This window comes from Marinomonas sp. G8-14 (assembly GCF_055808935.1).
On sequence record NZ_CM147891.1, the window covers coordinates 939,099 to 962,481 of the forward strand.

27 protein-coding genes and 1 pseudogene are annotated in these 23,383 nt (G+C 43.9%); 20 read left to right on the plus strand and 8 right to left on the minus strand.

Going from position 1 to position 23,383, the window contains the following annotated elements:
- The first annotated feature begins 190 nt into the window (after positions 1-190).
- From AC0L6V_RS04690 to AC0L6V_RS04725, 8 genes are all read left to right on the plus strand, one after another.
- Positions 191-442: a hypothetical protein gene (locus AC0L6V_RS04690; RefSeq protein WP_418138804.1), complete on the plus strand. Its 252-nt coding sequence runs from the start codon at positions 191-193 to the stop codon at positions 440-442.
- The gene (locus AC0L6V_RS04695; protein ID WP_418138805.1) at positions 429-887 is read left to right on the plus strand and encodes a contractile injection system protein, VgrG/Pvc8 family; all 459 of its coding nucleotides are present in this window, start codon (positions 429-431) and stop codon (positions 885-887) included. Before AC0L6V_RS04690 ends, AC0L6V_RS04695 begins: the two co-directional genes overlap by 14 nt.
- A complete protein-coding gene (locus tag AC0L6V_RS04700) occupies positions 856-1,485 on the plus strand; it encodes a hypothetical protein (protein WP_418138806.1) in 630 nt (209 codons plus the stop codon). Before AC0L6V_RS04695 ends, AC0L6V_RS04700 begins: the two co-directional genes overlap by 32 nt.
- A gap of 49 nt (positions 1,486-1,534) precedes the next feature.
- On the plus strand, positions 1,535-3,292 hold the full coding sequence (locus AC0L6V_RS04705) for a serine-rich family protein (protein ID WP_418138807.1): 1,758 nt from the start codon (positions 1,535-1,537) through the stop codon (positions 3,290-3,292).
- A 2-nt stretch (positions 3,293-3,294) separates the two neighbouring features.
- Entirely contained in the window at positions 3,295-5,934 is a 2,640-nt protein-coding gene (locus AC0L6V_RS04710; protein ID WP_409419446.1) for a DUF2169 family type VI secretion system accessory protein, read from the plus strand.
- A gap of 7 nt (positions 5,935-5,941) precedes the next feature.
- Positions 5,942-7,009, plus strand: a complete 1,068-nt coding sequence (locus AC0L6V_RS04715; RefSeq protein ID WP_265217690.1) for a pentapeptide repeat-containing protein — start codon at positions 5,942-5,944, stop codon at positions 7,007-7,009.
- Positions 7,006-7,545 carry a DUF3540 domain-containing protein gene (locus AC0L6V_RS04720; RefSeq protein ID WP_265217691.1) on the plus strand — a complete coding sequence of 180 codons (540 nt, stop codon included), beginning with the start codon at positions 7,006-7,008 and terminating at the stop codon, positions 7,543-7,545. Before AC0L6V_RS04715 ends, AC0L6V_RS04720 begins: the two co-directional genes overlap by 4 nt.
- A 126-nt stretch (positions 7,546-7,671) precedes the next feature.
- Positions 7,672-7,956, plus strand: a complete 285-nt coding sequence (locus AC0L6V_RS04725) for a PAAR-like domain-containing protein (RefSeq protein WP_418138808.1) — start codon at positions 7,672-7,674, stop codon at positions 7,954-7,956.
- Here AC0L6V_RS04725 and AC0L6V_RS04730 read toward each other — a convergent pair.
- From AC0L6V_RS04730 to AC0L6V_RS04740, 3 genes are all read right to left on the minus strand, one after another.
- Entirely contained in the window at positions 7,946-8,536 is a 591-nt protein-coding gene (locus tag AC0L6V_RS04730) for a hypothetical protein (protein ID WP_265217693.1), read from the minus strand. The genes AC0L6V_RS04725 and AC0L6V_RS04730 overlap by 11 nt on opposite strands.
- Positions 8,537-8,548: 12 nt before the next feature.
- A complete protein-coding gene (locus AC0L6V_RS04735) occupies positions 8,549-8,839 on the minus strand; it encodes a hypothetical protein (protein ID WP_418138809.1) in 291 nt (96 codons plus the stop codon).
- A 278-nt stretch (positions 8,840-9,117) separates the two neighbouring features.
- Entirely contained in the window at positions 9,118-9,489 is a 372-nt protein-coding gene (locus AC0L6V_RS04740) for a methionine-R-sulfoxide reductase (protein WP_265217695.1), read from the minus strand.
- Between the two features lie 420 nt (positions 9,490-9,909).
- Between AC0L6V_RS04740 and AC0L6V_RS04745 the strand changes: the two genes are divergently transcribed.
- Positions 9,910-10,047 carry a hypothetical protein gene (locus AC0L6V_RS04745; protein ID WP_162623506.1) on the plus strand — a complete coding sequence of 46 codons (138 nt, stop codon included), beginning with the start codon at positions 9,910-9,912 and terminating at the stop codon, positions 10,045-10,047.
- Between the two features lie 69 nt (positions 10,048-10,116).
- Here the strand turns inward: AC0L6V_RS04745 and AC0L6V_RS04750 are convergent.
- From AC0L6V_RS04750 to AC0L6V_RS04760, 3 genes and pseudogenes are all read right to left on the minus strand, one after another.
- A pseudogene (locus tag AC0L6V_RS04750) lies at positions 10,117-10,278 on the minus strand (GFA family protein); the annotation flags it as partial.
- Positions 10,279-10,339: 61 nt separating this feature from the next.
- Positions 10,340-10,519, minus strand: a complete 180-nt coding sequence (locus tag AC0L6V_RS04755; RefSeq protein ID WP_265217696.1) for a GFA family protein — start codon at positions 10,517-10,519, stop codon at positions 10,340-10,342.
- A gap of 40 nt (positions 10,520-10,559) precedes the next feature.
- A complete protein-coding gene (locus tag AC0L6V_RS04760; protein ID WP_265217697.1) occupies positions 10,560-11,384 on the minus strand; it encodes a pyridoxamine 5'-phosphate oxidase family protein in 825 nt (274 codons plus the stop codon).
- A gap of 160 nt (positions 11,385-11,544) precedes the next feature.
- Here AC0L6V_RS04760 and AC0L6V_RS04765 point away from each other — a divergent pair, with 160 nt between their 5' ends.
- The gene (locus AC0L6V_RS04765) at positions 11,545-12,255 is read left to right on the plus strand and encodes a dienelactone hydrolase family protein (RefSeq protein ID WP_409419448.1); all 711 of its coding nucleotides are present in this window, start codon (positions 11,545-11,547) and stop codon (positions 12,253-12,255) included.
- Between the two features lie 57 nt (positions 12,256-12,312).
- Here the strand turns inward: AC0L6V_RS04765 and AC0L6V_RS04770 are convergent, their stop codons facing one another.
- On the minus strand, positions 12,313-13,416 hold the full coding sequence (locus AC0L6V_RS04770) for an ABC transporter ATP-binding protein (protein WP_409419449.1): 1,104 nt from the start codon (positions 13,414-13,416) through the stop codon (positions 12,313-12,315).
- Positions 13,417-13,433: 17 nt separating this feature from the next.
- Positions 13,434-14,216, minus strand: a complete 783-nt coding sequence (locus tag AC0L6V_RS04775) for an IclR family transcriptional regulator (protein WP_409419450.1) — start codon at positions 14,214-14,216, stop codon at positions 13,434-13,436.
- 203 nt (positions 14,217-14,419) lie between these two features.
- Here AC0L6V_RS04775 and AC0L6V_RS04780 point away from each other — a divergent pair, with 203 nt between their 5' ends.
- From AC0L6V_RS04780 to AC0L6V_RS04825, 10 genes are read left to right on the plus strand one after another with little or no spacing between them, the layout of a single operon-like run.
- Positions 14,420-15,295, plus strand: coding sequence for a carbohydrate ABC transporter permease (locus AC0L6V_RS04780; protein ID WP_265217704.1), 876 nt, complete (start codon positions 14,420-14,422; stop codon positions 15,293-15,295).
- A complete protein-coding gene (locus AC0L6V_RS04785) occupies positions 15,295-16,146 on the plus strand; it encodes a carbohydrate ABC transporter permease (protein ID WP_111607572.1) in 852 nt (283 codons plus the stop codon). The genes AC0L6V_RS04780 and AC0L6V_RS04785 overlap by 1 nt, the downstream gene beginning before the upstream one ends.
- Positions 16,147-16,151: 5 nt before the next feature.
- Positions 16,152-17,615: an alpha-galactosidase gene (locus AC0L6V_RS04790; RefSeq protein ID WP_265217705.1), complete on the plus strand. Its 1,464-nt coding sequence runs from the start codon at positions 16,152-16,154 to the stop codon at positions 17,613-17,615.
- Position 17,616: 1 nt separating this feature from the next.
- On the plus strand, positions 17,617-17,820 hold the full coding sequence (locus tag AC0L6V_RS04795) for an alpha-galactosidase (protein ID WP_418138810.1): 204 nt from the start codon (positions 17,617-17,619) through the stop codon (positions 17,818-17,820).
- A gap of 1 nt (position 17,821) precedes the next feature.
- Positions 17,822-18,313 (plus strand): alpha-galactosidase, encoded by a 492-nt coding sequence (locus tag AC0L6V_RS04800; RefSeq protein ID WP_265217707.1) that lies wholly within the window; start codon positions 17,822-17,824, stop codon positions 18,311-18,313.
- The gene (locus AC0L6V_RS04805) at positions 18,314-20,050 is read left to right on the plus strand and encodes an IlvD/Edd family dehydratase (protein ID WP_418138811.1); all 1,737 of its coding nucleotides are present in this window, start codon (positions 18,314-18,316) and stop codon (positions 20,048-20,050) included.
- A complete protein-coding gene (locus AC0L6V_RS04810) occupies positions 20,050-20,823 on the plus strand; it encodes an SDR family NAD(P)-dependent oxidoreductase (RefSeq protein WP_265217709.1) in 774 nt (257 codons plus the stop codon). The genes AC0L6V_RS04805 and AC0L6V_RS04810 overlap by 1 nt, the downstream gene beginning before the upstream one ends.
- Entirely contained in the window at positions 20,823-21,827 is a 1,005-nt protein-coding gene (locus tag AC0L6V_RS04815) for a 2-dehydro-3-deoxygalactonokinase (RefSeq protein ID WP_409419452.1), read from the plus strand. Before AC0L6V_RS04810 ends, AC0L6V_RS04815 begins: the two co-directional genes overlap by 1 nt.
- 1 nt (position 21,828) lies before the next feature.
- A complete protein-coding gene (locus AC0L6V_RS04820; RefSeq protein WP_265217713.1) occupies positions 21,829-22,464 on the plus strand; it encodes a 2-dehydro-3-deoxy-6-phosphogalactonate aldolase in 636 nt (211 codons plus the stop codon).
- Between the two features lie 40 nt (positions 22,465-22,504).
- Entirely contained in the window at positions 22,505-23,383 is an 879-nt protein-coding gene (locus AC0L6V_RS04825; RefSeq protein ID WP_409419453.1) for an SMP-30/gluconolactonase/LRE family protein, read from the plus strand.

The window sequence follows — 23,383 nt, forward strand, 5'->3', positions numbered from 1 at the left end:
TAATTATGAATGACGAAGAATAAAAAATCATTGTTACCAAAATGATCGTTGGTGTCTTTTTATTTGATGGATTAGTTGAGCGAAGATGGTATGACAGAAAATAAACTTCCCCTAGATTATATGGCGATAGAACCCAGTCGGCAGTTTGCTACCTCGTTATCGTTTAGTGTGGTGGCTGAATCTTCTGGCGGTGAGGCTCAATAGTGACTATTTTCGAGTAGTGTCAGTAGAGGGGCAGGAACAGGTTTCTCAGCCTTTTAGTTTTACCATCAGTCTGCGTGCCAATGAGCGAAATGAGCCGCCCATTAACCCTAAAGATGCCAATCGTTCTTTTGCCAATCTATCAAAACCGTCTTATAGCCCGAATCAATCACTTTCTTTAGTGCAGGGTGTTGGAGGAGATCTATTAGCGCAGTGGACTTCAGTTAGTGATTGGTTTTGAATCTTACCCAAACGCTATGGGCGAGCGAGATGGTATGTTTGATGCTCAAGCAACATCGAGTGTTGACCCTCTGCCGTCGCGATATTTTTCTGGCATTGTATCTTCGGTTAGTCAAAGTGCACCAGGAGAGTATAGCTTGGTGATGCAGTCTCCCTTGTTTCCTTTAACATTACGCAATCGCTATTTTGTTCATCAGGGAATGAATCTAGAACAAATTATTGGTGCCTTAATTACCCCCGAGCTATCCCGCTACGGCAAGCATTTTTCGGTACGTTATAAAATCGCTGGTTTAACCGCGACGAGAGTGCAAGATTGGATGCAGGCTGGTGAAACGGATTTTGCTATGTTGCAACGAGTCATGAAAAAAGCCGCTGTGCATTTTTATTTTATTCATAGTGAAAACGGTTTAACGCTTGTTTTTTCTAATCAGACAACGAGTCCCTAATGAAGTCTACATTCCGGGCTGTAAAAAAGGGGCTCTCGCTTTACGTTATAGCTATACGGATGCACAATCACTTGGTTTACAGCAGAATGATTTATTCTGTCACTTAGCCTATCAAGTACAGATGGTGCCGCAGACGGTTGGCACAGTGTTAACTCGTCAGCAGGCCAACTGGGAAACTAACGAAGTGGCGAGTTTTAATAGTTTTCCTGCTACAGCAGACACGACAAAGGCGAATTATCTGTTTTATCAGAATTATTCTTATGGCGTCGATAAACGCGAATCTGAAGAAACACATCGACAGATTGCTCAACAAGTAGCGACTCAACAAGGTACCTTGACGGGGGAAAGTACCTCAACTCTGCTCAGCCCAGGATATACCTTTACCTTAAGCCAGATGGCGATAAATCCAAAAGACACAACCGAACAAGATGAAGACGGGAAATTGCCTGTTACCGCTGACAATTTGATGCCTATTCAGTTTAATGATAAGACCTTTGTGGTCACAAAAATAACCCATAAGGTGACGGAAAGTACGCCCTATTCTGGGACGCTAGAAGCGACATTGGTGTCAAACGGCACTGATTCAAAGAGCCTCTGAGGCAACCTTTATTACCCCTTTTGAAATACAAGACACTCATCAAGGCAATGTGTTAGCTAAAGTGTTAAAAAGTGCGGTTCCTAAAAACCCTTATTTTTTCGAGAAAAATAACTTTCAAACCGAAATTACGTCCGTCCAGTATGGTGACTCATCATCTGGAGATTCGGTAACGAAACTGAAGCAAATAGGTTGTTTGGTGCAGTTTGCCACGGACGAGGGAACAGATATTAGCCATTGGGTGGCTCTGTCTAGTACATCGCAGACGGCTCCTGCCGTAAATTCTATGGTGCTGGTGGGGCGTGGCGATAATGAAAGTGAAATCCCACAGATTCAGCAGGTCGTGTCTTCTCACGGAGAGAAAACCATTCAGCCTGCCTTTTGGCGCAATAACAGTTGGACCTTTAATACCAATTGGGGAAGCAGCTGTAGTACCAGCTATGGTGATAGCATGAGTATACGCTTTGGCAGTGAGGCTAAGGCCGATTTAAAAACGGCGATGAATATCGTTCAAACCGCCTACAGTAACCCAACTGTCTTAGGGGCTAGTTTTGGCGGTGTGAGTTACGACATGGGCTGTTCTTTTAGTTACTCAACGACGGGCAAAGGAGCACAAGGTTTGGCTGGTGCCAGTGTTTCCCAGGGCAGTCGTTTTAGCGAGAGTCATAGTGAGCAGGAGTACAGCGTCAGTTATAACAATGCGCGGCAAAGCTTTTCTAAATCTAATAAGAGTGTCAATGTGTCGTATCAGGGGGCTTTCTCCGATAAGGTGGATGAAAATAACTTGAGCTTCATCAAAGGCAAAATTCCCAATCAGGAGATTATTGATATTTGCAATACGTTACCAGATGGTTCTAGTTATAACCGAAGTCATATTACTGGTAAAACCATTAATTTGAGTGGAATGGGCGCCGAACCACCGACAGCAGATCCTTCTAGCATCACCAGTCTCTCTTATTCTCATTCTATTATGTATGGAGATTCTGAAAATATTAATGAGCAGACGGGTGATAGTAAAAATACCAATACTCATAATGGTAATAGCACGAATTCATCGATGACGAATGGGAATTCTACCAGTAAAACGACAGTTAATGGCAATTCAAGCAGTGATACTAACGTTACCGGGAATGCGGATAATAACAGTAAAACGATAGGAGCAACCAATCAAACGGACATGTTTATTGGCGCAAGAAATAACTTAACAACAAGTGTGGCGGCGACCAATGCTGTAAATACTTTTGTGGGGGCAACGAATGATGTTAGTACAAAGCTGTCTGTTGGAAACTCTATAAGCACTAATATAGGTGCTTCTAATTCAGTAAATACATTCATCGGAGCTACCAATGATGTCAGTACAAAGTTGTCTCTTAGCAATTCTATAAGCACGACGATAGGTGCATCCAATACAGTAAATACCTTTATTGGAGCTACTAATGATGTCAGTACAAAGCTGTCGTTAAGTAATTCTACGAATACGACCATAGGTACATCCAACTCAGTCAGTACTTTTATTGGAGCCACTAATGATGTGAGTACAAGGCTGTCTATGAGTAATTCTGTAAGCACTAATATAGGTTCATCCAGTTCTATTTCAACCAACTTGTCTGCAAATACGTCGATTAGCTCAACAATGGGATTAGATTTATCGGTTTCAACTCGAGGTGGATTATGTATATCCGTTGACAATAATGCAGGCGTAAAAATTCAGTTAGCGACTGGTAGTACCATTATTCAGAAACAAGAAGAAGTTGCTGCCGCCCAAAAAGGCATAGTAGCTAATATGGTCACAATGGCGATGACACTATAATTATGCAAATAATTAAGCCTGGTAAGTTAAGCCTCATTAGTAAGACCTATGGTTTTAATGGACACCAATTTTCGGTAGGAGCATTGTGTTTTTTTAAGCTTGGCGCAGACAACGCCTTGCTTACTGAAATTAGCCAGTGGCCTAGAATCATAAAATACCTTGAAAATGGTGATTTACTCGATATGGGTTTTGCGAAGCCAAATGGTGAGTTATTAATAGCTGGTAGGGCGTTTGCTCCAAATAAAATCCCAGTCACCAATATGACCGTGACTGTGTCACTGGGTAAAGTTAAAAAATCATTAAAGATAATCGGTGATAGATACTGGAGCGGAGGTTTGTTCAGTTCCGTCAGTACGCCGGTAAAGTTTACAGATATGCCGTTGATCTATCAGAACGCTTATGGCGCAGTGGGTTATGAACAGAACCCTTTGGGTAAAGGGGTCATTAATAAAAAATATAAAAATAAAGAAACAGACAGCTATGCTTTGCCCAATATTTATTTAGAAAAAGAAAGTCCAAAGGCGGATAAAGAGGTTCGTAGCGTAGCCGGCTTTGGTCCTTTAAGTATTCAGTGGCCGCAACGGACTCGTTATCAGGGTAGCTATAATAAGCAGTGGCTTGAAAACGACCGTTCTGGATTTCCCAAAGACACCAATCCTAAATTATTTAACAGTGCCCCATTGGATCAGCAAATAGAAGATTTTTTCCAGCCAGATACCGCCTATTCGATTAAAGGTATGAACGTCGACTATCACGTGACTGAAGGTAGGCTTCCTAACATTAAAGTGCGTGCCTTTATTTGTCAGCACGTTAAAGGCGTAGACGTGTTTAAAGAAATTTCAACCGCCATAGATACGGTGTGGTTTTTTCCTGAATTGGAGCTTGGAGTCTGCATTTACCGTGGAGTCACTCAAGTGAATGATTCCGATGGATTGGATGTGAAAAAATTGATGTTGGCCTGCGAAGGCGCGAATGATGCCCCGCGAACGATTGAATATTATCAAGATGTAATAACCTTACGTACGGACCCAGAAACAGCGCTTGCTCATGTGTTTAATGAGTCGCAGCTAATGCCAATGAAAACGAAAGATCAGCAGCAACATTATGACAACATCCATGCTGAGGCAAAACGTTTACATCAGCAAAAAATCGATCATATCACTGAGTTACAGGTGGCAAAAATACAAGCCGACAATCCAAATATTCAGCTTCCTTCATTAGAAAAAACACCACCAGATGTCGACGAACCTGGCCCTATCCCTCAGGAACTTTTAGAAAGCGGTGATATCGATTTGTCACCCTATATAGCGTACGCCAATATGGCAGCTAAAAAAGCAAACGCTGACATGGAATTACAATTATCCGAGTTAAAGCAGCTACAAGCTAAATACTCGAAACAACAGGATAAGGCGTGTGAATCCAGTTCTAGCATGAAAGCTCGGGTAAATAATAGGGTGTATGTTACGGCAACGGATTTAGAGGCGTTTACTTCTTATCAGCCTCCAGAGTGGATGACTGCGCTACCGCCCGAAAACGCACTCACCTTCGAGCAACAAAAACAGGTATGGCAGGCCGAACAATCGGCTGCGAAAAATGCCAGAGAGGCTCGCCAAAATGCTCCCGAAGTAACTGTTTTAGCTCAACCATTACCAGAAAACGGCGCTCAACAGATGCGGGAATGGGTAATAGTGCTAATGGCTTCCTCTGTATCATTGGCGGGTAGGGATTTGGCTGGCGCCGATTTATCTGGTTTAGACTTTTCTGGTTTGGACTTGCGCGATGTGATGCTGGAAAAAACAGATTTAACCTCTTGTAACTTTGCTGGGTGCCGTCTTGATGGGGCGGTTTTTACCTCAGCGATATTAAACTCAGCTACTTTTACAAACTGTTCAATGATTAAGGCAAACTTGGCGCTTACTTATGGAAAAGAAACGCGCTTCAACCATAGCAATTTAAGCCATTCAAATGTTACGAAAGCGGAATTTGATCACTGTGACTTCAGCGATGCCATTCTAGATCATATATTAGCAGTGAACGTCAATATGCAATCGAGTGTTTTGCATCGTATTCAATGTGAAAAAGGGACTTTTATGGAAGCTAAGTTAACTCAGAGTGATTGGCAAAAAGGCAGTTTAAAAAACTGTATTTTCTTTCAGCCAGAATTGCAAGGTGCTAACTGGCAAAACATAACGTTAGAGCGTTGCATGATGTTGGAAACTAAGGCGGAAGGGGCTGACTTCGCCGGTATAAAAGCAGAAAAAGTTCAGTTCAGTAATAAGGGAGATTTTCTGCAAGCTGATTTTTCTAATGGTCTTTGGAAAACATGTGGTTTTCGTGGATTGGATATGAGCCAGAGTAAAGGAAACGGCTCTGTATTTATTGAATGCGATTTTGGCGAAGCCCTACTTGAGAGTAGCCACTATCAGAATGCTCTGTTTCATAATTGCATTATGACGTTAGCTAAATTTGATAGCAGTGACCTAAAAGAGGTGTGTTTTAACGCCAGTTCATTACGAAAATGCCAGTTTATTGCTGTGGATTTACGCGGTGGTGAATTTTTCAATAATGATCTGACTGATGCTGTTTTTGATGACTGTTTGACTGACGATATGAAACAAAGCCCCATGCCATTGATTAACTAGGTGACTAATGAATAAATTACAAATCATTCAAGAAAAACTCGCCATGTGCCAACCTATAATCGGGGTTGATTTAAGTGGTGTGACGTTTGATCGTTGTGTGCTAGAGGGCGCGGTATTTTTAAATTGCAATTTTAGTGGCAGCCATTTTGACCATTGCGATCTGACTCGAGCTGTTTTTACGCAATGTGACTTCACTCGGTCTTTTATAAACCAATGTAAGCTGAATCAATCGAGCTTGATACAGTGTGATTTTAAAGGGTCGTCATGGGAAAGTGCTTGTGAAATGGCAACGCTTAGCGAGTGTGATTTCAGTGAATGTGTCTGGCGGGATATTAGTGTTAAATCGTCAACATGGCATCAGTGTGTTTTTACCCGTGCAACCTTTACATCTTGTCAGTGGGATACCGTGACATTATCTGAAATGGAATCCAGTCACGCTGTTTATGAAAGCTGTGTTTTTTATAACATAGTTTGGCTAAAAACGGATTTTAAGACCATGCAACTGAATGGCTGCAGCTTCACCCAAGCCTTGTTGCTTGAGTGTGACTTTAGCGGTCAAGACCTCAAAAAAATCACCCTAAAATATTGCACTTGTAGCGAAAGTCTATTTGTTGGAACGCAATTATCAGCAGCGGATCTTTATAGTTCTAATTTTTCAAAATGTGTATTAACCGATGTTGATTTTAGTCAGTCAAAATTACAGCAGGCGTTGTTTATCGAAAGTAAAATCAACAACTGTGTTTTTGATAAAGCGGATTTAAGTAATGCGAATTTTCAGCAAGCGGAAATAAGTCAATCAACCTTTGTATCCTGCCCGATGTCACAAACTTGGATGAAAAGTCTAACCGCTGATCAGGTCGATTTTACAGGTACAGATTTGAGTTATAGCAACTTCTCTTATAGTGATCTTAACAAATGTAATTTTAGCCGTTCGACTTTATTACGAACCGTGATTCATCAAGTCATAGAAAAAGACTGTCGTTGGCAGGGGGCAGATAAAAGCCAGTTATTAACCACAGATGCTAATCAGAAAGCGATTGATGACAAGCTTGCAAAATTTGGAGTAACACCATGACTCATGTTTTAAAATTAAGCGCGAAGACGCTGCCTGACGTTGTTCCTAAAGAAATACAGGTGACTTATGGTGGATTAATTACCCGTTTTGATAAGCTTTCTAATTCTTGGATAATTGATGATGTTTATTGTGCTACCTGTGCCGTTAGTTTACTGATCCAGCCTTGTGTGGGTGATACGGTATGTTTTGTTGAGATGGCTGAGGAGTATTACATTACTCAATTGCTGTCTCGAAAAAATGAAATAGAAACGTTAACGATTTCATCGGATAAAAAAATGCACTGGCAGGCACCTGAGCTAAAGTTTACGGCTTTTGAAAATCTAGAATTGATTTCTTTAGACAAGATGGCATTGATGAGTAAGAACTATGTCATGTCTGTGGCAAATACTATGATTCAGCAGGCAGAGAACCTACTTCAAAAAGTAAGTCAGTACTCTTTATCTGCCAAAGGGCTATTGAGAGTTCATGGAAAGCATCAGGTGATAACTGCTGAAAAAGATGTTCGTATTGATGCCGAACGGATAAATATGGGGTAAGGGGAGCGATTATGTTTGCTAATACACAAATGCCAGCGATGAATTTTGCTTTTCCAGACGTGTGTAAAACCATTGTAGGGACTCGCTGTTGTACCGATTCCATATCCCAATATTTCTATGACAACGATGGCGATTCCCAATGTTCCTAATATTTTTATTATGGCCATGCCCAATCATAATTTAATGACAATGGTGCCCATGTCTAATGGCGATGAAGCCGGCATTGCGATGGGAGTCGTTTCAAGTTTGATAATGGGCCCAACGCGACACTTATTTGGTAGTGTTAAAGTCTTCACATCGATAATGCCAGCCACAAAAATGTTATCTCCAACTGGGCAAAATGGGATGGTTCCAAATGCTGTTGGTATGACATTAACACCATGTCAGCCAAAGGTTCTAATTATGAGTTAATGTCTTTGTTATTCGAGTGGATAGTTGAATTATGGGGTTGTTGTTTGTCAGCCACAATGTGGTGCGATGGTATAGCGTGCTGATCGGAAACATAGGATATAGGTTCCCTATGGTCGCTTCGCTTGCGCATTGCATGGGGGAGGGTGTTCCGATTCGGATAAATAGTTTTACTATCAGCATTTGGAGATAATTGTGTTCTCAGTTTCGTGCCTGGTGCAGCATCACTTCTGCTCATAGTTAGCCCTCCGCTCATGCCACTCATATACTCTCGAGTTGAAGGGTTTAGTTTATGAAAAAGGGATGATTCAGTACGGGTTGGAAGTAGCCCTCCGTTGGATGTTTGGCTAGGTCGACGTAATGAACTACTGGTGACATTCATCGCATCTAGGGTGCGGATTTGTTGTTCTGTTGGAGAGATACCACCACCATTACCAAATAAAGAGTCGAAATGGCTCGTTTGATGATCGCCAAAAGCGTTGCCTAATTTGAAGCTCTGCGCCGTGACAGCATTCATATTGCCCTTTTCTTTGACAACACGCACCATCTGTTGATGGTTTCTTAGTGGTGGCAAATAGTTCATATCACGCTCCGGTTAGCTCTTTGACATCTTAAGATCTTTAGGCAATAGCATAAGTGTAGCGGATATCTTCTGGTTCTCCAGTACTCGTTTTTGTTGCTCTGCTTTTTCCGCTGTTGGGTGTTGATTAAATAAAAGTAAATACCACTCTCTATTATTATCCACGACCTTTACGATGAATGCTTTACTAGATAGGTCCATAGACTCTGCCGCATTCACGGCTTGTTGTAACTGGCTGTATAAACCTAAACGTAGGGTGAAAACCACGTCATTGGGGGTTGGAGTGATAAGTAAAAATTCTGTCATGGGCAACGGTGCAAAGAGAGAGTCCTGGCTTATTGTGTAATTTGTTTGCTGGCTAAGGTATTGCGAGGAGGGCTGCGGTTTGGGAAGCAATAAACTGAGTCCAATACCGACCAATAATAATACTAAGAACGCGAAAAAAATTTACGCATGATAAGACTTTATGAGTAATTTAATGAAAATATCCGTTTCTCTAGAGTTTAACTTAAAAGCCTTTTTAATATTCTTTTTTTGTGAGTGTTAACGTGAGACGTCATAGATGTTCACGTTAACACATTGTACTAACCTTGGCTTACGAAGGTCATTGAGATGGAGTTCACGCAGTGGCGAATGTTGTTTTCAGTTAGTCTTTCTCCTTCAAACACATGGCCTAGATGGCCTTCACAATTGGCGCAGACGATTTCGATACGTCGGCCATCAGCGTCTGGTACACGTTTAACAGCATTGGGAATTTCGTCGTCAAAACTGGGCCAGCCACAGTGAGAAAGGAATTTGTGTTCTGACGTATAAAGCGGCGCATCACATTGACGGCAAAGATATAGGCCACCTTCCATTGTGTCTGTGTATTCGCCGGTAAATGGGCGCTCTGTGCCTTTATCAAGGATGACTCTTGCTTCTTCTGGTGTCAGTTTGTTGTAGGGTTTACTCATCATAACATCACTCTCTTGCCACTCATTAAAAGGGACTTGGTTTGCGTAAATTATGGCATGTCTTATGGTTATTAACTAAGACAATAAAATGCACAATGAGTTCGAGCATTTTTACCTTGCTGATATAGAAAGAATATTGAACTTATGAAACAGGATGTTAGAGCTAAATCGTGCGTTTTTGGTGGAGTCTCCAATGGGGGCGTTGAGTGTTTTTGCTACGTTATGGTGATGTAAATTTGGCAAATAGCCACTATAGATGGCAAGAATATATAATCTATTTTATTTGCTTTTACCAAATTGGATATTCCCTGCTAAGCTTAACATTCCTGTTTGATTGGCCTGAAAATGGAGGGCTGTCTGATGTATCTACACACTACACAAACTATAACACTACCAAGTACTATCTTTATTTCGGAGTCAGTCATGGCTGGTCATTATTCTCTAAGTGATGAGTACGACGAGAATGATGATTTTTACGATGACGCTGACGACGATGAGTCATACTACGGCGACTCAGATGACAGTGATGATGATTTCTGGGATGACTCCAACGACGACTAACTGTCACACACTACAAAAAAGGGGAAGTTGAATTGATCGACTTCCCCTTTTTTATCACAAATACATGACTTACACCGTAGGGCGTTCCTGATACTGAGGAATATCATCGCAAATCTCATACCATTCTGCTTTTGAGCCGACAAAGATGTGCGAAGAGGGTTTGCTATGTATTTTGCTATCAAGAGTACCGATACGAAGGCGAAGTAGCTCTGGCATTTGTGAACGTCGACTATAAAGTGGTGATGCACATTGCTTGCAAAAGACGCGGAAAACACCAGGCGTAGATTCGTATTCAGCTAGGAGGCTCTTTGCCTTTTAACAAGGCGAAGGCGGTTGTTGGAATAGCTGCATTGGCGGCAAACGCAGAGCCGTTGGCTTTACGACATTTTTGACAATGACACTGCATGATGTCACCCAATTCGCCTTTTATTTCGTATTGCACGCCATTACACAAACAGCTTCCTGATAACATATTTTTTCCTTAATTGAGGTGTGTTTTGTCCACTTGATCGTTAATCTTTTTGCTGTGGACAGACAACTTTTGTGGCTTTTAGGTGATACATAGTCACTTCTGGGTGACTAAAGAAACCCATTTCCCAAGGATTTTTCTGGATAAAGAGTTCTTGGATTTGTTGGAAAACTGGATTGCTTTTAGGTATTTCATAAACATCACTTTTGATGATGCTGTAATTCCATTCGATGGCTTCTTCAAAAGTAAAGGTGGCACGACCATCGATAGCAAAGTAACACTGATTGTGACGACTTAACAGCTTAGCCTTAAATGTACTCGGGAAGGTAATAAAGAAAATATCATCGTCAACAGAGGATAAGAATGCCATCACGGTGGAATGTGGTTGCTGTTTGGCATATGTCATCAAAACGCCAATTTTATTATCGTTTTCGCTGTCGTCAATTTCGGGAGCAACGGTAAGGGGGCTGCATGGCAGATCGACAGGAGGGCGGTTGTCGCTCGGATGCTCGTAGTCATTCGTTCGGAAAGATTTAACAATGCTAGCGCCATAGTACACTTCGTACTCAATAGCGGTTAGTTGTACTTTTTGGCCTGTTATGGATGAAACTATACCTTTAAAAGAGGAGCGGTAAACTTTTAAGTCTGCATCATATTCAGAAACACCAGTACGATTATCTAAATGTACGGTGATTTTTTGATCTGCTTTAAGCTGATGACCATTAGGAAAGAAAAGTTCCAATGCCGTATCAGATAGTATGTTTACACCGCAAATATAAACATCCATTTCGCTCTCTTTCGCGCCATAAGTACCCGCTACGCCGAGTACTTGTTTACCAATGAGATTACTTAAAGCTATTTGCGTCATTGTTTCATCCTTATCATGAAGTGTTGAGCTTATTATTGTTGGTAATCGGTGAGGAAAAGTGTATCAGAAAGTAGTGAAAATAAGCATGAAGATTGCTTTGACTCTATTTTGCTGGTTACACTGAATAAACGTTATTTATAAATTCTTTAAGGGGTTGCCAGTGAACCAGACATTTGAAGCGATATTTAAAGACAATATTAAGCGTGTGCATTACCAAGTTGACGGACTGAGTTCGGAGAAGAGTCATATTCAAGTGGTTATTTGGCCAACGTTTTCAGGTCTAAGTGACTTTGAAAAAGGTATTGCAGATCATATTGCGTCACTAGGGTTTTCAGCAACAGCGCTTGATTTGTACGGTATAGATCTGAATCCAGTAGAGATGGAGCAGAAGCGTGCCAAAATGGGGGCCTTGGTCGCAGAAGCTGACCCATTACACGAGTTGCTGAATGAGCTAACACAATCAGCTTGTGATGCTATTCATGGTAAGACCATCGTCCATATTGGCTTTTGTCTAGGTGGTCGATTGGCTTTGGAAGCGGGGTTGCATCTTCATAATAGTGCTGGAGCGGTGAGTTTTCATGGGTTGATGAGCTTCTTTCGTGCTCAGTCGGAAGAAAAGGCCAATACGAAAACAAAGATTTTAGTTTTAAATGGTCATCAAGACCCGCTGGTTACAGGGGACGACGCTCAAGAAGCGAAACGTTACTGGACAAGTTTGGGGATGGATTTTCAGTTTATTGACTTCAGTAACACCATGCATTCTTTTATGTTGCCAAGTGCGAACAATCCAGACCATGGAAGCCAGTATAACCCACAGACGGCCCAGCGAGGTTATCGATACTTAGCGAATTTCCTAGAAGAGTTTGTCTAACGTAAGGTGATGGTTAAGATAGCCCCGCATAAATAAGCTTATACGGGGCTTTTTATGTTAGCGAACAGGCACTGGTCTATTTACGAGTGCTTCGCCGGAGCGATTAAAGAGGTAGCAATCTGCTTTTTTCAGACCGACTTCGACACTTTCTCCGTGGCGTGTTAGGTTGGCACCACTGACTTCAATAGTGAGTTTGTGACCCTGAAATTGACCGTAAAGGTAGGTAAGGCCACCGAGATGCTCAGCGACGTCGATATCAATTTTTAAGACGATGTCTGCGTCTTGAGTGTTTTCTTTCACGTGTTCTGGACGTATGCCAAGTTTTACGCTTTCGTTGACGGATATTTTCGTACCATCCACTTCTAATTCGATGGTTTGTCCAGCGATGTCTATCACAGCAATGTCTTTGTTATCGATGCTAATGACTTTGCCGTCTAAAAAATTCATTTTAGGGGAGCCAATAAAGCCTGCTACAAATTCATTGGCAGGATTGTGATAGAGCTCTAAAGGCGAACCGACTTGCTCCACGTTACCCGCGCGTAATACCACGATTTTGTCGGCTAACGTCATGGCTTCCACTTGATCGTGAGTCACGTAAATCATCGTGGCTTTTAGACGATTGTGCAGTTGTGCAATCTGAATGCGCATATCAACACGAAGTTCCGCGTCTAGGTTAGAAAGCGGTTCATCAAAAAGAAATACTTCGGGTTGGCGAACAATGGCACGGCCGATGGCGACCCGCTGACGTTGACCACCGGAGAGTTGTTTGGGCTTGCGATCCAGTAGTTCATTGAGTTGTAGAATGTTAGCGGCATTTGATACTTGTGCTTTGATTTTGTCTGGTGCAACACCATTCATACGCAAGCCAAAGCTCATGTTTTCTTCCACTGTCATGTGTGGGTAGAGTGCATAAGATTGAAACACCATAGCAACGCCGCGATCCGCTGGCGCGACGTTATTCATGTTGGTGCCATTGATTTCGAGCTTACCGTCGGTGATATCTTCTAAGCCTGCAATTAAACGCAGTAGGGTGGATTTACCGCAGCCTGATGGACCAACAAAGACCACAAATTCGCCGTCTTGTAGATCTAAATTGACGCCATGAATGGTTTCTATGTCGTGAAACCGTTTGATGACGTTTGTTAGTTTTATCGTCGCCATAATGGATTTTCCTATAGTTAATTAGAGGCCATGGCCCCCATGCGGATGGATACTTTCTTACAGGCGTCTTTGACCAGTGCTTGAAAGTGTTGAAAGCGCGCATCGTCTACACGAAATTTAGGGGCGGTAATACTCAGCGCGGCAATGGGTTCGTTTCTGTGGTTTAAAATCACCGAGGCGGCACATTGAATGCCTTCTTCGTGTTCTTCTAAATCCAAGGAAATCTTGCTGTCACGAATCTTGATAAGATCTTGTCTTAACATATCTTCGTTAATTAAGGTGGTGTCTGTGTGCTTGATAAAGCTTTGTTCTTTGATGGCGGCGGCTAATTGCTCTTCACTGAGAAACGCCATCATGGCTTTACCGACGCCAGTGCAATAGGCCGGGCCTTTTTTGCCAACAGCCGAAAACAAGCGCAAGCTTTTTTGACTTTCTAGCTTGTCGATGTAAATAACATCGCCACGATCCAGCACCGCAAGGTGAATGGTTTCACCGGTTTCATTCCATAATAATTTCATTTGATCCGCAGCAATATCACGCACATCAATTTTTGACCAGGCTTGGTGGGCTAATTCGAGTAAGCCATAACCTGGGTGATACAGCTGAGTAGCTTCGTCGAAGCGAATTAAGCCTTTCTCGGTCAATGATGTCAGGGTGCGATGCGCGGTTGCTTTGGGTAGATCGGTTTTTTCGACCAATTCGGCAAAGCGTAATGGCACCGGCGTGACACACACTTCTTGCAATAGGCTAAGTGCTTTGTCTAGCGATGAGCCTCCGCTCTTAGTGTCTTGCTCTGACATGGTTGGGTTTCCTTAATGTCTATTTTTATAATTTTCTAAGGTCTATTTAGCTTCAAAAAAGAGGCCTGACAAAATGTTCTAAATTGAGTATTGCAAAAAATGGAACTTTATTCCATTATTTTATTAGACGAATTACTTGACGCTCAATGTTGGTAGCAAGTAGGGCGGTTTATAAACTAATAAAAATAAGAGGTATGTGCGCCATGCAAAAGTTGCATAGCAAGCAGCAGCAATGGATGCCAGTTTTGTTCTTAGCACCGGCAGTCATTTTGTTTGTGGTCTACGTTATTTTTCCTATTCTTCAAAGTATTTGGTTGAGTTTTTATGAGTGGGATGGCATTGGTGAAAAAACCTTCGTCGGCTTTCGTAATTACATCGAGCTTTTTGAAGACTATCAGTTTTGGGGAGCGTTAAAAAACAATCTGTATTGGATGGTTTTTTTCATGCTAGCACCACCTATTGGATTAGGTATTGCGCTTTTTCTGAACCAGAAAGTCATGGGGATACGACTGGTTAAGTCGATGTTCTTCTTTCCTTTTGTCATTTCTCAAGTGGTTGTTGGTCTGGTTTTTTCTTGGTTTTACGATCCTTCTTTTGGCCTGTTCAATAAGGCGATTGGTTTGTTTGGCATGGAGCCAGTTGCGATCTTATCCGATGAAAATTGGGTAACGTTTGGCATTATTGTCGCGGGGCTATGGCCGCAGATTGCGTATTGCATGATTTTGTATCTCACAGGCTTAAACAATCTCAACCCAGATCAAATCGAAGCGGCACGTTTAGATGGGGCGCATGGTTGGAAAATGTTACGTCATGTGATCCTGCCACAATTGCGACCTGCTACTTTTATTGCCGTTGTCGTGACAGTAATCGGTGCCCTGCGAAGCTTTGACCTCGTAGCAACCATGACCAGCGGCGGCCCATTTGGCACGTCGAGCGTCCTTGCTTACTTCATGTATGAACAATCTATCTTTAATTATCGTGCTGGTTACGGTGCGGCGATTGCGACCGTGTTGTTCTTGATTATGGACATTTATATCGCCTACTTCTTGTGGCGTATGCTGAAGAGTGAGAAAGCCTAATGTTTCCAACGCCTATAGAAAAAAGATCATTGCCTTTCAATTTAAGTTATCGCGTGGCGATTTGGATTGCCTTATTGCTTTGGTTGTTGCCTTTAATTGCCGTGATGCTGACGTCAGCAAGATCGACCGCTGACATAAATGCCGGCAATTACTGGGGCATACCTTCCGAATGGATGTTGTTTGAAAACTATGCCTTGGTGTTCACAGAAACCCCGATGGTGCGGTACTTGTTGAACTCTATCCTTATTACTTTACCTGCGGTATTTGGCGCCGTTGCCTTGTCGACACTGGCGGGTTATGCCCTAGCCAAGTTTAAATTTCGCGGTAATGTGGCGCTGTTTGCGGCGTTTATTGCCGGTAATTTTGTGCCGTTTCAAATTCTGATGATTCCCGTACGGGATTTAACCATCAGCATGGGCTTGTATGACACGGCATCAGGTTTGATTCTTTTCCATATCGCTTTTCAAACCGGCTTTTGTACCCTGTTTATGCGTAACTTCATTGTTGGTTTACCCGATGAGTTGATCGAAGCCGCACGTGTAGAAGGGGTGAGTGAATGGCAAATTTTCTGGCATATCGTATTGCCATTGGTTCGTCCTGCTTTGGCAGCCCTGTCGGTATTAATTTTTACCTTTATTTGGAACGATTACTTCTGGGCCTTGGTATTGGTACAAAGTGATGAGGTACGTCCGATTACCGCGGGTATCAGTGCGCTAAAAGGTCAATGGATGGCGTCTTGGCAGTTGATTGCGGCAGGTTCCATTGTGGCGGCTTTGCCTCCGGTTATTTTGTTCTTCGCCATGCAACGCCACTTTATTGCAGGTTTAACTTTGGGCGCTACAAAAGGATAAAAATAATGAAAAATGGTTTGAATGTCAGTCTTTATCGACAAGATTTACCAGAGCAAAACGCACAGGGCAAAACCTTGGTGATTGCTTGTCCAAAACAGGGTGCACCTGAGTTGTTGTATTTTGGTGATGCTTTGCCCAAAGCAACCGATTTAAATAGTCTCTATTTGTCACAGCAGGCTGCCATACCCCAAGGCATGATGGATAAACCAACCCCCATGTCGCTGATTCCTGAAGCGGGCCGAGGTTGGTTGCAAACGCCAGGAGTGGAAGCCATGGCCGCAGATCGGCCAGCGTGGGCAGCTTGCTGGACATTGGTGGATGTGGAAGAGCAGCAAAATGGCTTTTTGATTCGCTTAGAAGACAAGGTTGCGCAGTTGTCGGTTGCTCTGAATATTGGCTTGTTGCCGTCTGGTGTATTGCGTCAGCAGTTAACATTGATCAACCACGGTCAAGCCGATGTCACGCTGCAACGTTTGGCTTGTACTTTACCCGTTGCCAGTAAATGTACTGAACGAATGGGATTTTATGGCCGCTGGTGTCAGGAGTTTCAGCAAGAGCGCAGTGATTGGTACGCCACTTGGTTGCAAGAAAACCGCAATGGTCGCAATTCTCAAGCGAACTTTCCGGCCGTTATTGTGGGTGAACAAGGCTTTGGTGAGCAACAGGGTGAGCTTGTTGGTGCGCATCTAGCGTGGAGCGGCAATCACAGATTAAAAGCTGATTATACCGCCGAAGGTCATCGCTATTTGCAAGCCGAAGTTTTGTATTTGCCGGGGGAAATCGTGCTGGCGACGAATGAGTCGATCACTACGCCAGAATTCTTAGCCGCACACAGTACGTCTGGTTTAAACACCATGAGCCAACAGTTTCATCAAGAAGCGCGTCATCGTTTGAAGTTAACTAAGCCTCGTCCTGTTCATCTCAATACTTGGGAAGCCTTTTACTTTGATCACGATATGACCAAGCTGAAAGCACTGGCGAAAGCCGCCGCCGAAGTAGGTGTCGAGCGATATATTCTTGATGATGGTTGGTTCCGTGGTCGTCACCACGACAAAGCGGCGCTGGGTGATTGGTTTGTTGATGTCGGCAAATACCCAGAGGGTTTAATGCCGTTGATTCGTTATGTGAAAGACGACTTAGGTATGGAGTTTGGTTTGTGGTTTGAACCTGAAATGGTCAATCCAGACTCTGATCTATTCCGTGCGCATCCGGATTGGGCATTGCAGTTGCCCCAGTACGCACCGGCTTTGGCACGTAATCAATTGGTATTGAACTTAGCCAAACCAGACGCTTATCAATATATCCGTGAGCGCTTATTTACCTTGTTTAGCGAATATCCGATTGATTATGTGAAATGGGATATGAACCGAGACTATACCCAACCAAGTGGTGATATTGCGCCACAGGCTCATGCGCAAGTTGACGCTTTGTATCGTTTGTTGAGCGAGGCTCAATCAAGCGTTTCCTAATATGGAAATTGAGAGCTGTTCGTCCGGTGGTGCGAGAGTGGATTTTGGCATTTTAAATTACACCAAACGTTTTTGGGCATCAGATTGCAACGATGCCTTAGAGCGCCAAAGTATCCAGCGCGGTTTTAGTTATTTTCTGCCGCCAGAGGTAATGGGGCTCTCATATTGGCCCAGACAAAAGCCATACCACCAGCCGAGTACATGACGTGACTTTTCGAGCAGGAACCGCCATGTTGGGGCATTTGGGCATCGAATGGAACTTACTAGACGCTAACGAAGAGCAAAAAGCCATCATTGCTAATTGGTTGTCTCATTATAAGCAGCATCGATCTGTGTTGCATCAAGGCAATAATTGGCGTTTGCCCAGTGCCGATGGTCGAGCACAAACCCAATGGGCGTTGAGCCAAGATCGCCTGCAAGGCTTGGCCGTTTACAGTCAACTCGCCATGCCAAAACAAGCGCAAACCTTGCCTGTTTGCTTGCCGAATTTATGGCCAGATCAACTCTACCGAGTAGAGGTTCTGGAACACAGCCCATTACCAGGCCATCTGATGAAAGCCTTGCCTGCGTGGTGGAAAAAAGACCTTATTTTAAACGGTGCGAGTTTGAGCCAAGTTGGCTTGCAGCTGCCTATTTTTGACCCTGAATCTCTCGTATTGCTAGCGATTCAAGCCGTACCTTTGATGGAGAAACATTGAATGAGCGACAACAATAACAAAGATAAAAAACCATTACGCAGCCAACAATGGTACGGCAAGTTAGATAAAGACGGTTTTATTCATCGTAGTTGGATGAAAAACCAAGGTTTGCCAGATCACAGTTTTGATGGTCGCCCCATCATTGGTATTTGTAATTCATGGAGTGAATTGACGCCGTGTAATTCGCACCTTCGTGAATTGGCGGAATACGTAAAACGTGGCGTGTGGGAAGCGGGCGGTGTGCCGTTAGAATTTCCGGTTATGTCGTTGGGTGAAACCCAAATGAAGCCGACGGCGATGTTGTTCCGCAATTTGATGAGTATGGACGTTGAAGAATCCATGCGCGCGTACGGAATGGATGGTGTTGTGTTATTGGGCGGTTGTGACAAAACCACGCCAGCGCAATTAATGGGCGCTTGTTCAGTCGATTTACCGACTATCGTTGTGTCTTCGGTACCTATGTTGAATGGTAAATATCGCGGTAAAGACATCGGCTCTGGCACCGATGTGTGGAAATTCAGTGAAGCGGTTCGCGGTGGCAAAATGAGCCTTGATGCTTTCATGCGCGCGGAATCGGGCATGTCTCGTTCTCGTGGCACTTGTATGACCATGGGCACGGCGTCGACCATGTCGTGTCTGATTGAAGCTTTGGGCATGTCGTTACCAGAAAACGGCACTTTGCCAGCAGTAGATGCCCGCCGTCAGGCGTTGGCGCATATGACAGGCGCTCGCATTGTCGAGATGGTCAAAGAAGATCTAAAACCGTCGGATATTTTAACCAAGACCGCGTTTGAAAACGCCATTCGTGCTAATGCCGCCATTGGTGGATCAACCAATGCCGTGGTGCATTTGTTGGCGATTGCGGGTCGTGTCGGCGTGGATTTAACGCTAGAAGATTGGGATCGCATTGGTGCGGAAATTCCTTGTCTAGTAGATTTGATGCCTTCTGGCCGGTTCCTGATGGAAGACTTCCATTACGCAGGCGGTTTTCCCGCGTTAATTCAGCGTTTGAGCCATCTGTTTGATATGAACGCCAATACGGTTTGTGGCGCTACCTTGGGTGAGATTACCAAAGGCGCAGAGTGTTTCAACGAAGAGGTGATTCGTCCTCTTGATAAGCCATTACGAGCGAACGCGGGCATTGCGGTGTTACGCGGTAACTTGTCGCCACTAGGCGCGATTATTAAACCGAGCGCAGCGACACCAGCGTTGTTGCAACATACAGGCAAAGCTGTGGTGTTTGAAAACATCGAAGACTACAAAGCTCGTATCGATACGCCAGAGCTGGAAGTCGACAAAGATTCGATTCTGGTGCTTAAAGGCTGTGGACCAAAAGGTTATCCGGGTATGCCAGAAGTGGGCAACATGGCGTTGCCCAGTAAGTTGTTAGAACAAGGCATTACCGACATGGTGCGCATCAGTGATGCGCGCATGAGCGGCACCGCGTTTGGTACTGTGGTGCTGCATGTGGCGCCCGAGTCGACTGTCGGTGGGCCGTTGGCTTTGGTGCAAAACGGCGATGAAATCACCCTTGATGTAGAAGGGCGTGGTTTGCATTTGCATATTTCTGATGAAGAAATGGCGCGTCGCAAAGCCGCATGGCAACCAGAAGAAAGCGATTATCATCGCGGCTATGCCAAGTTATATATAGACCATGTTATGCAAGCAGACCAGGGAGCCGATCTAGACTTCCTTGTTGGTAACAGTGGCTCAAAAGTGAGCAGGGAGTCCCATTAATGACACACAATAAAAATAAAACGGTTTTTCCCAGTTTGGCGGGGCGTCATGCTCTTGTCAGTGGTGGCGCGTCTGGTATTGGTGAAGCCTTGGTTAGAGCGTTAGCTCGACAAGGTTGTTTGGTCAGTTTTTTCGATATTGATCAAACTGCAGGTGAGAACCTTGCAAACGAGCTAAACGATCAAGGCTTGAAAGCGCATTTTAATTTGGTTGATTTGACTGAAATAAACACGCTTCAAAAAGTGATTACTGAGCGAATGGCTGATTGGGGCGCGATTCGCATTCTGGTAAACAACGCAGCCAACGATCATCGTCATACTCTCCAAGACATGACCTCAGATGCATTTGATCAATGTATGTCAGTGAATTTAAAACACCATTTCTTCGCAGCTCAAGCGGTTGCACCGGCAATGGCTGAAGCCGGTGGCGGAAGCATTATTAATATGAGTTCTAACTCTTGGATGCTAGGACTAGCAGGTTATCCTGGCTACGTGACCGCCAAAGCGGGTATTTCAGGCTTAACCAAAGGCTTAGCTCGTGAGCTTGGCGGTCAAAAAATTCGTGTCAATACGGTATTGCCTGGTTGGGTAATGACGGAAAAACAAAAGCGCTTGTGGTTAACGCCAGAAGCTGAAGCCGAGTTGATGACACAGCAAGCGCTGAAAGAAAAAATTGAGCCAGAAGATGTGGCGGATTTGGTGTTGTTCTTGAGCGCTGATGACAGCCGTATGATCTCTGGACAAAGTTTGGTTGTGGACGGAGGGCGTTTGTAATGACCCAATTTAATCCTGTTTCACAACCTGCTGGTGGCCAAGCAAGCTTTATTGCCGTTGATTGGGGAACCACCAATTTACGTGCCTTTTTGATGAATCAGGATGGTCATATTCAAGCGCAGCGTGATAGTGACCGAGGCATGTTAAAGCTCGGTTCGGCTGAATTTGAAAACGTCTTATCTGATTTGTTGGGGGATTGGCTAACGCCTGACCTGCCGATTTACATGGCGGGTATGGTGGGCAGTCGTGGTGGTTGGCAAGAAGTGCCTTATCAGCATTGTCCAATCAAGTTAGACGACTTGTCAGATCATCTGTTTTGGCTAACGACATCGTTACCAAACAAAGTAGCAATCGTACCTGGCTTACGAGGTACGGGTGTGGCTGGTTTGCTTGATGTCATGCGTGGCGAAGAAACGCAATTATTGGGCGCGCTCGATTGGTTAGAAGGGCAAGGTCGATCCGATGAATCACCGGTATTTTGCTTACCTGGAACTCATTGTAAATGGGCGCAAATCACTGAAGGCAAGGTGATGCAGTTTTCCACTTCCATTACGGGCGAGCTTTTTGCCCGTTTGAATGATGAATCCAGTTTGGTAAAAAGTTTGCCTAAATCCGATCAGCTTAACGAAGATGCATTCAAAAAAGGCGTGCAAGCCAGTCGACAAGATGGCGGAATTTTACATCATTTATTCAGTGCTCGTAGCCGTTTTGTATGTGGTGAATTGGCTGCAGACGAAGTGCGAGATTATTTGTCTGGTGTGGTGATTGGTCATGATGTGAATGACACGTTAAAAGCTTTAAAGGGGGGATCGTTAGAAGTGCCAAAAAATCCTGTAGTGATCATAGGTAGCGAAGCACTTAGCGAACGTTATGCTCTGGCTTTGTCTTTGCGAGGTTTTACTTGTGAATTTTTAGCCGCTAACGAAGCCAGTATTCGTGGTTTAAAACGCTTGGCGAATCGTCAGGCAGTGTCGGCAAATAACCCGACAACAGGGGCGTTATGATATGAAACATTCTTTTGATGCATTGATGCAAGAGTTTCCAATGGTTGCCATTCTTCGCGGTATTAAACCCGACGAAGTGGTTGAGCATGCTCAATCTTTGATTGATGCTGGTTTTCGCCTAATCGAAGTACCGCTGAATTCGCCTGATGCGTTTACCAGTATTCGTACCTTACAAGACAAATTCGGTGATCAAGTGTTGATTGGTGCCGGTACGGTTTTGACCATGGCACAGTTGACCGAACTAGTCGCCACTGGTGCAAAATTAATGGTTTGCCCGCATACAGACGTTGAGCTGATTAAAGCCGCAAAAGTCGCAGGTTTATACGCTATGCCAGGATTTTTTACCGCGAGCGAAGCATTTGCAGCACTGCACGCAGGTGCTGATGCGGTGAAACTGTTTCCTGCTGAAGCATTGCCTACGATCAATGTGGTGAAAGCCTTAGGAGCGGTGATTCCCGCCGAGACTTGGTTATGCCCCGTTGGTGGTGTCACACCAAACAACGTAGCTGACTATTTGAATGTTGGCGCTCGTGGCTTTGGTCTAGGCTCGGCTTTGTATAAAAAAGGCCAGTCTGTCGAAATGACGAAAGCCAATGCTGAAGCCTTTATGGCTGCTTGGAAGACTTATCAGAAATAGCTTTCTTTAAGCAGACAAGACAAGTTGGAGAATAAAAATAATGAAGCAAATTAGTACGCAACGTCACCAATTAGCCGAAGGGCCATTTTGGAGCCAGTCAGAACAAGCTTTGTACTGGGTTGATATTCCAGCCTGCCAAGTATGGCGCTGGCATCAAGAGTCCAATGAATACCAGCATTGGACTCTGCCGAAAAAAGTATCAGCAGTTTTCACTACTCAAAGCGATCGCTTATTAGTGGCTTTGGCGGACTCTGTCGCCTATTTGGATAAAACGACAGGTGAATTAGAGCACTTGTGTGATTTGGATACCGATATTCCGGGGAATCGTAGCAACGATGCTAAGTGTGATCCAAACGGTGTGTTGTGGCTTGGTACCATGGACGATGCAGAAGAAAACACATCGGGTCGGTTATGGAAGATTACACCGGAAGGCAAAAAAACTCTGATGCTCGAAGACGTTGGTATTTCTAATACTTTGGCGTGGGATGAGTCTCGTGGACGTTTTTATTTTGGCGATTCTATGGCACGTAAGGTACATGCCTTTCCTTATCCAGAATTTTATGACATTCGTAGCCAGAAGCCCTTTTTTGAAGTGAAAGAGGGGATCGGCGCTGATGGCTCTTGTATCGATTCCGAAGGCTGTATTTGGAACGCCAATTGGAATGGAGCGAGAATAGTGCGCTATAACCCAGAAGGCGAAGTGCTTCAGACCATCGAATTGCCTTTTTCAAAACCAACAAGCTGTGTGTTTGGTGGTCCCGATGGCAATACTTTATTCATTACCTCCGCCAGCGTAGCAACCAGTGAAGGTGAGTTAGTTGAAAAGCCGCTGTCTGGTCACGTGATTGCGATTGATGTGAGAAATACGATGGGACTAGATGTCGTCGGTGAGCCAAGTCAACCTTTTGCAGGAGCATAG